The organism is Bacillus toyonensis BCT-7112 (assembly GCF_000496285.1).
Classification (GTDB): Bacteria; Bacillota; Bacilli; order Bacillales; family Bacillaceae_G; genus Bacillus_A; species Bacillus_A toyonensis.
This window is the reverse complement of sequence record NC_022781.1, coordinates 2,885,001-2,895,000: the sequence shown is the minus strand read 5'-3', so window position 1 is coordinate 2,895,000 and position 10,000 is coordinate 2,885,001. Positions and strand designations below refer to the sequence as shown.

The 10,000-nt window shown below is 36.5% G+C and carries 7 protein-coding genes and 2 rRNA genes (1 of these 9 running past the window's edge); 6 read left to right on the top strand and 3 right to left on the bottom strand.

Annotated features, from left to right (window positions below; all coding sequences use genetic code 11):
• The first annotated feature begins 51 nt into the window (after positions 1 to 51).
• Positions 52 to 1,983, top strand: coding sequence for a glycosyltransferase (locus BTOYO_RS15010; protein WP_000558356.1), 1,932 nt, complete (start codon positions 52 to 54; stop codon positions 1,981 to 1,983).
• Positions 1,984 to 2,048: 65 nt separating this feature from the next.
• A complete protein-coding gene (locus BTOYO_RS15005) occupies positions 2,049 to 2,825 on the top strand; it encodes a class I SAM-dependent methyltransferase (RefSeq protein ID WP_000642908.1) in 777 nt (258 codons plus the stop codon).
• Between the two features lie 38 nt (positions 2,826 to 2,863).
• On the opposite strand, the gene BTOYO_RS15000 is transcribed toward BTOYO_RS15005, so the two are convergent.
• On the bottom strand, positions 2,864 to 3,808 hold the full coding sequence (locus tag BTOYO_RS15000) for an NAD-dependent epimerase/dehydratase family protein (RefSeq protein WP_001230838.1): 945 nt from the start codon (positions 3,806 to 3,808) through the stop codon (positions 2,864 to 2,866).
• A 317-nt stretch (positions 3,809 to 4,125) separates the two neighbouring features.
• On the opposite strand from BTOYO_RS15000, the gene BTOYO_RS14995 reads away from it, so the two are divergent.
• From BTOYO_RS14995 to BTOYO_RS14980, 4 genes are all read left to right on the top strand, one after another.
• Positions 4,126 to 4,920: a sulfotransferase family 2 domain-containing protein gene (locus tag BTOYO_RS14995; RefSeq protein WP_000790071.1), complete on the top strand. Its 795-nt coding sequence runs from the start codon at positions 4,126 to 4,128 to the stop codon at positions 4,918 to 4,920.
• Between the two features lie 216 nt (positions 4,921 to 5,136).
• Positions 5,137 to 5,850 (top strand): class I SAM-dependent methyltransferase, encoded by a 714-nt coding sequence (locus BTOYO_RS14990; protein WP_000389968.1) that lies wholly within the window; start codon positions 5,137 to 5,139, stop codon positions 5,848 to 5,850.
• Positions 5,851 to 5,887: 37 nt separating this feature from the next.
• Positions 5,888 to 6,760, top strand: a complete 873-nt coding sequence (locus BTOYO_RS14985; RefSeq protein ID WP_001058697.1) for a class I SAM-dependent methyltransferase — start codon at positions 5,888 to 5,890, stop codon at positions 6,758 to 6,760.
• Positions 6,761 to 6,993: 233 nt separating this feature from the next.
• Complete coding sequence (locus tag BTOYO_RS14980; protein ID WP_000690969.1) at positions 6,994 to 8,070, top strand: glycosyltransferase WbsX family protein; 1,077 nt, start codon at positions 6,994 to 6,996, stop codon at positions 8,068 to 8,070.
• A 14-nt stretch (positions 8,071 to 8,084) separates the two neighbouring features.
• Here BTOYO_RS14980 and rrf read toward each other — a convergent pair.
• Positions 8,085 to 8,200 (bottom strand): 5S ribosomal RNA (gene rrf, locus BTOYO_RS14975).
• Between the two features lie 50 nt (positions 8,201 to 8,250).
• A 23S ribosomal RNA gene (locus BTOYO_RS14970) occupies positions 8,251 to 10,000 on the bottom strand; it runs 1,172 nt beyond the window's last position.

The window sequence follows — 10,000 nt, the reverse complement described above, 5'->3', positions numbered from 1 at the left end:
TAAGTCGATAGAAAGGTAAAGAAATCTAATAAACTTAGGAGGCGTTATGAAATGCATGTTAATAAGAAAATCATTTATGTATCCCATGATGCCCATTTCCACGGAGCACAGCTGCTTTCTTTACATACTATTAAAGCTCTTAAAGAAAACTTCGATTACTCCGTCGCAATTATTTCTATTGGATCAGGCATTTTAATCCCCGATTTTCAAAAATATGGTCCTGTTTATTGCTTAGAGGAAGACTACCCCACGGAAGAAACGGTCGAATTATTAATAAAGACTTTATTATCACAAGACTATACCATTGCCATATGCAGTACGGTCATAAGTGGTGATATGGTTGCATTACTAGCTAGGCACAATATAAAAGTTATTTCGTTAATACATGAATTACCGCATTTAATACAACAGTACTCTGCCGAAGGAAAAGCTAGAAACATTGCTGAATCTGCTTACAAAATTGTCTTCCCTTCACAATACGTATATGAAAAATTCCTTACAATCACGCAATTAGATCATCAAAAATGTCACATTCTCCCTCAAGGTTTATTTAACCACAATCCTTATAAGAATAATATTACAGTGGCTAGAAATGAATTACGCAAAAAACTCAACCTGCCTCTAGATAGTAAAATTATTTTAGGTGTAGGTTTCGCCGATTATCGAAAAGGAATAGATTTATTCTCATTTATTGCTTACTCAGTAAGAAAGGTTCATACTAATATTCATTTTATTTGGGTAGGGAGAACAGATGTTCATCTTATGGATACTCTATCACCAAGATATAAAGCACATTTCACATTAGTTGATCCTACTCCAGATATCGGTTTATATAATGCCGGGGCTGATTTATATTTATTAACCTCAAGGGAAGACCCTTTTCCAAATGTTGTTTTAGAAGCATTAGATACAAAGGTTCCTGTGATAGGTTTTAAAAATGCTGGAGGTTTTGAGGATGTTGTTACAGAAAAAACCGGTGCCTTAGTAGACTTTTTAAACTTACCAAAAATGGTCGAAAGAATATATGAACTTATTGGAGATGAAGAGTTACGCTTACAAAAGGGGAGCTTTGGCCAAGAGCTCATTGAAAAAAACTTTAATTTTCTTAATTACATTTATCAATTATTAGCGCTTCTCGAACATAATTACAAAAAAATAAGTGTAATTGTACCAAACTATAATTATGAACACTACTTACCTGACCGAGTCAGATCAATATTAAACCAAACCTACCCCCTTTACGAACTAATTTTCCTAGACGACGCCTCTACTGACAATAGCGTATCAACATTTGAAAAGCTGCTCTCAAAAGAAAATAAGCCTCATCTGAAAGTTCAACGAATTATTAACGAAAAAAACTCTGGTTCTGTATTTAAACAATGGATAAAAGGAATCTCCGAAGCAACCGGTGATTATATTTGGATCGCAGAATCAGATGACTTATGTGAGAAGACATTTTTACAAGAGGTGATACATGGATTTCATATAAATAACAAGGTTACCTTAAGCTACACACAATCAAAACAAATAGACGAACAAGGAAATGTAATAGCTGATCATTATTTAAATTACACAAATGATATCGATAAAGAAAAATGGAAAACCCCCTATTTTCGAAAAGGCATAGATGAAATACAAGATACGTTACTTATTAAAAACACTATACCTAATGTCTCAAGTGTAGTTTTTAAAAACATAGATATAAAAAACACAGAAAAACAACTAGCAAAATTTAAAGTTGCTGGTGATTGGTTTTTCTATGTTTCCATCCTGCAAGAGGGACATATTCACTTTAATCCAAAGTCCCTAAACTATCATAGACGACATACAAATAGTGTAACGAAAACAGAAGATTCATATTCTCATTATAATGAAGTTGTACAAATGCAGAATTTCATTAAACAGAACTTTACTATCGACGATATTTCTAAAATGAAGATGTATACATATAGAAAATACCTAAAAACATACTTGAACATTTAGCCTTGAACTTTATTTACTATCCGCATTTTTTATAAGACGCTACTATTATTTAGGGGGAATACTCTTTGAAAGCATTTATAGAGGAAAATAAAAACTTAATTTCTCAAATCGCAAACAACTACAATGTAAACGCAAATATCCATCCTGAGGATCACATTTTTCAGTTCCTTGTCACTAATCCAGTCTTTCCTTCTAAAAAAGAAGCGATAGATTATTATTTTAAAGATGGACAAAAATCAGCACAAATACTCTTAGACTTAATTACTTCCTTTTATCCTCCTGCAGACAATCCAATTAAATTATTAGAATTTGCATCTGGATATGGCTGCGTAACACGCCATTTATTAAATCTACAAGCAAACTTGAGTATAACTGCTTGTGATATACATGAAGAAGCTATTACTTTTATTGAAAACACATTAAATCATTCTTCTATATTATCTCATCCTGAACCTGAACATTTAAAATTGGAAACTTCTACGTACGATATTGTTTTTTGTCTATCCTTTTTTTCTCATATGCCTGATACAACTTGGTTTCGTTGGCTTCAAACATTGTATAGTGCTGTTTCACCTGGTGGTTTATTCATTTTCACCACCCATGGGTATCAAAGTAAAAAATACTTTGGATTTCCAAATTTAAATGAACAAGGCTATTGGTTCCTTCCTTCTAGTGAACAATTCGATTTAGATGTTAACCAATATGGCCAAACGATAGTTAGCCCCTCTTACGTGTGTGACAAAATTAAGTTATTACCCTATAACCCTATCATTAAAAAATACACTGAAGGGTTTTGGTGGGATCATCAAGATCTTTGGGTAATAAAAAAAGAAATAAAATAATAAACCATGCTCTGCTTATATAAGTAGAGCATGGTTTATTATTTTTTACTATATAAGAACTCTTCAATCCATAACTTATTTAATCTAATTCCACTTTTGAAATCTATTTTAGGTTCCCAATTAAATTCTTGTCTCACCTTATCTATATTTAAAATGATTTTTTGAACATTTTCTTGTTTTGGTTTATAACAGATAAAGTCTACTTTTCTTTCTGTTATTTTCTCCAATTCCACTATAATTCGTTTTAAAGAAAGACCTTTGCCACTTCCTATATTATATACACAAGATTTCAATCGATTTAATTGTGATAGTTGTATAGTAATTTCAACTAAATCATCGATATAAATATAATCTCTAATAATCTCTTGTGGATTCCCGTATATATTAATCCTTTCATTACTAAGATGTTGGTACAAAAAACAATTTATTGCCCCAACTTTCTTTAAAGGATTTTGATATTTCCCATATGGATTAGAGTATCTACATACAACATAGTCGATGCCGTAGTTTCGCTTATAAAAATACAAATAATTCTCAAGCGAAACTTTTGTGATTCCATATGGAGAAAGTGGTTTCAACGGATGCTTCTCATCAATAGGCAAATATTCAGGTTCCCCATAAACTGTACCCCCTGAAGATGCTAATACAATTTTTTTAATACGAAAATCTTTAACACTTTCCATGAAATTAAGAAAAAAAAGGCTACTGTTAATATCCCCAAAAATATCTTCGATGGAAGTTGCTACATTAGACGTCGCAGCTAAATAAATAATAATATCCACATTCACTAAAGCTTTATATATATCTTCAACATTTTCTAAATCACCTGTAATAAATTCAACTTCATTTATAATATTTCGAGGAAAATTATTTATATGCCTGGAAAATACTTTTACATTTTGCCCCTGTTCTAATAAACCTAACGTGAGGTTAATACCAATGAAACTATTTCCACCTACTATTAAATAATTATTCTTCCTCATAATATCCTCTCTCTAGTAAGCAAATTTTTTACTCGTCACACCTAGAAATGCAAATACATGAACTCGATCATTTTTATTATTCATCCTCTTGTAATTGTATGCCCCTTATACATTTTCATTATCTTTATTTTATATTTTCATTTTAGAATCACTACCTTATCTAAAGTGTCCGAAAAAACACTCATAATATTTACTCACCCCCATGAATATAGTTTATTAATAAAAAATCAACCTTCTCTTCCTATATTTCCACTCGTGTATTCCATTTAAAGAAGCTTCTACATACACAAAACTCTCGAAAAAGGAGTACAGAACTCATGAAAAATATAAATCAAAAACTTTTAAACCACGTAATTCTACATAAAGATCGAATTCCACACTTCCATAAAGACTTTCCCCTTATACTATTTTGGAGTCATAGAAGCGGATGCACCACATTAGCTAATTGGTTCTTTTTTCAAATTGGATTATATACTGAAGCAAAGAAATACAATGACTTTATTCATTACTATGAGTTCTGGGTATACAAAAACAAAGAAAATTACATACCTGAGTTACAAAATGTTCTTCTAAAAGGGAAAAAAGATGTTTGTAAACTCGTACGAAATCCCTATACAAGGGCCGTTAGCTCATTTCTATTACTTGCTGACAATCCATATGCTAGCCCACAATGGGAAAGTATCCGAAAATGTTTTTATAATGACAAATATAGTAATGAAGGAATATCATTTAAACAATTTTTATATTACGTTCAAGCACTTGGTCCCAACTCCCTAGTAATGGATATACATTTTAGTCAGCAATATGTTCAGGGGGAAGAAGCCTTCATCCAACGCTACATACCTTTAGAAGATTTTAATAAGCAAATTCCCAAAATAGAAGACGAATACGGTTTAATTAAGTCCGACCTAGCCATACTTACGAATTCAGATCATCATCGCACTCATAAGATGATGTATGAAGGCAGCTATGCAGAACTTAGCATTACAGATGAAGCCTTCCCCCGATTTCCAACATATAAAAGCTTTTACGATAAAGAAACTATGGATTTAGTTACAGAAATATATGCACAGGACTTTGAAATGTATCCATACAAGAAAGGGATATTTTAAGTCTATACATTCTTCAATGAATAAAAGCGAATGTCTCGCATAGCATAAATTGACACTGTAATTCGCGCGAGATTATCCCTCAGCTGGTTATCCCCTTCTATCAATCGTACTTGTATGAGTTTCCTAATTTTCAGCCACTCTCTTTGATTCCTTTGATTGTTGAAGTGTGTCATACTATCCATCAATACATTGCATTTAAAACAGGAGTGATGTCATGTGGAAGACAATTTGAAACACAATACTGGGTATTGCGTTATTTGCGAGAAGGAAACTACATTTATAGAACATAATGATTGGCTTAGAGATCATTACTTATGTTCTACATGCCAATCTATACCAAGGCAGCGAGCTTTAATCCATGTTTTAAATACATTTTTTCCAAAATGGAATTCCTATAATATCCACGAATCCTCTCCTGGAGGAATTACAACTCAGCTACTAATAAAAAACTGTAAAAACTATACATATTCTCAATACTTTAAAAACTATCCTCTCGGCCAATACTTTCAAGGAATTAGATGTGAAAATTTAGAAGACATGACCTTCCCAAGTGAATCTTTTGATTTATTCATTACTCAAGATGTTTTTGAACATGTCATGACGCCAAACAAGGCATTTAAAGAAATAGAACGAGTATTAAAACCTGGTGGTGCTCATGTATTTACTGTCCCTTGGTATCATACACTCACAAAGACTGTGCAAAGAGCAAGAGTGAATAAAGAAGTAATTGAGCATATTGAAGAGCCCATTTATCATGGAAACCCTATCGATGAGAATGGGTCTTTAGTAACATTTGATTGGGGGCTAGATATGATTGAATATATTTACACACAGGCAAATATGTATACTACTGTTTATTTACAAAAGGATAGATCATTAGGGTTAGATGCTGAATTTTTGCATGTTTTTATTAGTACAAAAAAATCGTAAATAAATTTTATCATTATGTAATTTGGAGGTTTAACAAATGAATAATTTTAAGTTAGGAAGTGATTTTGATAACCTTGTTAGTCCATTATCTGACGTTGAACTTCTAAATCTATTTATACAAAGTTGCTCAGAAACAACAATAAACGGTGTACCCGTACCTATGTTCCCCCCTGAAGAAATCCAAAAACAATTTGTAGGTGCTTCCTATGAACACGCCCTATATGAAGCATATTTGTTTTATAGTCATATAAAAACATACGCTCAAAATTTAGGGGTTCCCTTGAATAAAGAAAGTAAAGTTTTAGACTTTGGTTGCGGTTGGGGACGAATTATACGCTTCTTGTTCAAAGATGTTCGGGATGAAAATCTGCTTGGGATTGATGTAGACCCCTTCATGATTACTCTTTGCAATGAAACATTAGGAAGAGGGATATATAAAACCGCAAGCCCACAACCTCCTGTAGAATTTATTCGTGACAATTCATTAGACATCATATTCGCTTATTCTGTATTCTCACATTTATCCGAAGAAACTGCAGAAAATTGGATAAAAGAATTTTCAAGAATTCTGCGTCCAGGTGGAATCTTCATCGCAACAACACAGGCACGATATTTTCTCGATTTTTGTCAACAATTCAAGGAACACCCTGAATTAATTCAAACAGGATGGCATAAAACTTTATCTCAGGCTTTTCCAGATATACATCGCGCTATCTCGGATTATGAACATGGGAATTTTGTACACAGTCCTACTGGTGCAGGAGATGTTAGAGATAGCAGCTTTTATGGAGAAACTGTTATACCTATGACCTATATTAAAAAGCATTATGAGAAGTATCTAAAACTGCGGGATTTTTTTGATGATGTAAACCGGTTACCACAGGCCCTATTTGTTCTCCAGAAAGATTAACTTCTTTCGTTCATAGTAATCCGCTTAATTTCATGATGAATGATACTTTTTATTTCAGACATATATATGAGAGCACCCAAGACTCTCGTATTAAGCAAACTATAAAACTAAATCCAATACGTAGCATACAAAAACAGTAAGAGAATATAAAATCTCTCGTTTTAAACTTGCTCCACAAAATCAAAAGTAACTTCCCACCACTTGAACTTCGAAGAACATAAGGGGGATATAGCTTGAAAATAATCGCTTTTTACTTACCACAATTCCATCAAATAAAAGAAAATGATCGCTGGTGGGGTAAAGGTTTTACTGAATGGACGAATACTAAAAATGCACAACCTTTATTTTCAGGACATTATCAACCTAGGGAACCTTATCAAGATTTTTATTATGACTTAACTACCCCATCCGTAAGAAAATGGCAAGCAGAAATCGCGAAAGCATACGGTATATATGGTTTTTGTTATTATCACTACTGGTTTAAAGGTAAGAGGCTATTAGAAACACCTTTTAATGAGGTACTTAAGATAGGGGAACCAGATTTTCCATTTTGCCTTTCTTGGGCAAATGAGCCATGGACAAGATCTTGGGATGGTCTTGATAAACATATATTAATGCCTCAAGATTATGGAGATGTATCAGATTGGAAAGAGCACTTTGAATATTTATTACAAGCGTTCCAAGATAAAAGATATATTCGTATAGATGATAAACCTCTATTCATTATTTATCGCCCGGGACATATTCCTGATTGTGAAAAAATGCTTAATTATTGGAATGCATTAGCACGAGAAAACGGTTTAAAAGGTATATACTTTACAGAAACATTAAACAGTTTTCCACTCCCTGATATAAATGGGTTCGATGCTAGCATTCAGTTTGAACCATTTTATACAATTGCCCATGATAGCTCTTCAGACATAAATAAAACAATATATGAGTCTGGTATGCAATTAAATGCTTGGGACTACGATAAAGTATGGATGTATATATTAAAGCGATTTCCTCCAAAGAAAAAAACATTCCCTGGAGCTTTCGTTGATTGGGATAACACTGCACGACGCAAAAATTCAAATAGCAGTATTTTTATAGGTTCTACTCCTGAAAAGTTCGCAATCTATTTAAGTAAGCAAATTCATCGTACTTACTCTCTTTATAACAGTGAGTTTTTATTTATCAATGCGTGGAACGAATGGGCAGAAGGAACCTACTTAGAACCAGATCAAAAATATGGATTTTCCTATTTAGAAGCGGTTAAAAAGGCAATCGATAGAGGTATGAAAGCATACAAAAAAGACGAGTCATTCTGACTCGTCTTAAGCTTGCTTGGCGACGTCCTACTCTCACAGGGTCAAGGTCCCAACTACCATCGGCGCTAGAGAGCTTAACTTCCGTGTTCGGTATGGGAACGGGTGTGACCTCTCTGCCATCATCACCAAACTATTGAAGGCATATTCCTTCAAAACTAGATAACATTTGCTACATATTATATGGTTAAGTCCTCGATCTATTAGTATTCGTCAGCTCCACATGTCACCATGCTTCCACCTCGAACCTATCAACCTGATCATCTTTCAGGGATCTTACTAGCTTACGCTATGGGAAATCTCATCTTGAGGGGGGCTTCATGCTTAGATGCTTTCAGCACTTATCCCTTCCGCACATAGCTACCCAGCTATGCCCTTGGCAGAACAACTGGTACACCAGCGGTGCGTCCATCCCGGTCCTCTCGTACTAAGGACAGCTCCTCTCAAATTTCCTACGCCCACGACGGATAGGGACCGAACTGTCTCACGACGTTCTGAACCCAGCTCGCGTACCGCTTTAATGGGCGAACAGCCCAACCCTTGGGACCGACTACAGCCCCAGGATGCGATGAGCCGACATCGAGGTGCCAAACCTCCCCGTCGATGTGGACTCTTGGGGGAGATAAGCCTGTTATCCCCGGGGTAGCTTTTATCCGTTGAGCGATGGCCCTTCCATGCGGAACCACCGGATCACTAAGCCCGACTTTCGTCCCTGCTCGACTTGTAGGTCTCGCAGTCAAGCTCCCTTATGCCTTTGCACTCTACGAATGATTTCCAACCATTCTGAGGGAACCTTTGGGCGCCTCCGTTACACTTTAGGAGGCGACCGCCCCAGTCAAACTGCCCACCTGACACTGTCTCCCGGGTCGATAAGACCCGTAGGTTAGAATTTCAATACAGTCAGGGCGGTATCCCACCAGCGCCTCCACCGAAGCTAGCGCTCCGGTTTCAATGGCTCCCGCCTATCCTGTACAAACTGTACCAAAATTCAATATCAGGCTACAGTAAAGCTCCACGGGGTCTTTCCGTCCTGTCGCGGGTAACCTGCATCTTCACAGGTACTATAATTTCACCGAGTCTCTGGTTGAGACAGTGCCCAAATCGTTACACCTTTCGTGCGGGTCGGAACTTACCCGACAAGGAATTTCGCTACCTTAGGACCGTTATAGTTACGGCCGCCGTTTACTGGGGCTTCAGTTCAGAGCTTCGCTTACGCTAACCCCTCTCCTTAACCTTCCAGCACCGGGCAGGTGTCAGCCCCTATACTTCGCCTTACGGCTTCGCAGAGACCTGTGTTTTTGCTAAACAGTCGCTTGGGCCTATTCACTGCGGCTTTCCGTTAAGAAAGCACCCCTTCTCCCGAAGTTACGGGGTCATTTTGCCGAGTTCCTTAACCAGAGTTCTCTCGCACACCTTAGGATTCTCTCCTCGCCTACCTGTGTCGGTTTGCGGTACAGGCACCTTTTATCTCGCTAGAAGCTTTTCTTGGCAGCGGGGAATCAAAGACTTCGCTCCATAAGGAGCTTCCCCATCACAGCTCAGCCTTCACGATAAGCGGATTTGCCTACTTATCAGCCTAACTGCTTGGACGTGCACAACCAATCGCACGCTTCTTCTATCCTTCTGCGTCCCTCCATTGCTCAAACGATAAAGAGGTGGTACAGGAATATCAACCTGTTGTCCATCGCCTACGCCTGTCGGCCTCGGCTTAGGTCCTGACTAACCCTGAGCGGACGAGCCTTCCTCAGGAAACCTTAGGCATTCGGTGGACGGGATTCTCACCCGTCTTTCGCTACTCATACCGGCATTCTCACTTCTAAGCGCTCCACCAGTCCTTCCGGTCTGACTTCACTGCACTTAGAACGCTCCCCTACCACTGATACCATTGGTATCAATTCGCAGCTTCGGTGGTGTATTTAGCCCCGGTACATTT

Coding starts and splice junctions, on each gene's coding strand:
- BTOYO_RS15010 (WP_000558356.1), top strand. CDS start 52: ATGCATGTTAATAAGAAAATCATTTATGTATCCCATGATGCCCATTTC.
- BTOYO_RS15000 (WP_001230838.1), bottom strand. CDS start 3,808: ATGAGGAAGAATAATTATTTAATAGTAGGTGGAAATAGTTTCATTGGT.
- BTOYO_RS14995 (WP_000790071.1), top strand. CDS start 4,126: ATGAAAAATATAAATCAAAAACTTTTAAACCACGTAATTCTACATAAA.
- BTOYO_RS14985 (WP_001058697.1), top strand. CDS start 5,888: ATGAATAATTTTAAGTTAGGAAGTGATTTTGATAACCTTGTTAGTCCA.